Annotated in this window: 1 protein-coding gene; it reads left to right on the forward strand. The window is 61.3% G+C overall.

All coding sequences use genetic code 11. From position 1 onward, the window contains the following. The first annotated feature begins 165 nt into the window (after nt 1-165). Nucleotides 166-399 carry a hypothetical protein gene (locus J7U37_RS24965; protein WP_012435694.1) on the forward strand — a complete coding sequence of 78 codons (234 nt, stop codon included), beginning with the start codon at nt 166-168 and terminating at the stop codon, nt 397-399. The last annotated feature ends 12 nt before the right edge of the window (nt 400-411 follow it).

Below are 411 nucleotides of genomic sequence, written 5' to 3' on the forward strand. Positions count from 1 at the left end.
GCCGCTGTTCCACCGTCTTCTTCTTCGAATTCAGTTCGCATCCCTCGATCGTTCCGTTCCTGATTCCCAGCTACATGCAGGGCATCACGACGGAGTTGATCCGGGAGGCGGGCCAACAATTCTTGCAACGCGAGGCGGCAGTACTGCCCGTCTAGCCGACCCATCATGAGCGAACAAAATCTCATCCGCTGCACTTCCTCGAAGTACCCAAATCCCGGCGAGGCGAGCGACGCTCTCTCGGGTTCCAGCTGCGTCCCGGGCTTTCGCTTCGGGTATGTCGATCAGGATCACCGAGTGGTGGTGTTCTTCGATGACGCACACCCGGAGAAACCTCTGCCCGAACGCAAGGGGCTGTTGCGCGTCACCGCGCGTGTTCCGCTGCCGCAGCTCCAGCGCTAGTCCGCGGCGCTC

This window comes from Methylobacterium sp. 37f (genome assembly GCF_023093475.1).
GTDB lineage: Bacteria > Pseudomonadota > Alphaproteobacteria > Rhizobiales > Beijerinckiaceae > Methylobacterium.

Coding starts and splice junctions, on each gene's coding strand:
- J7U37_RS24965 (WP_012435694.1), top strand. CDS start 166: ATGAGCGAACAAAATCTCATCCGCTGCACTTCCTCGAAGTACCCAAAT.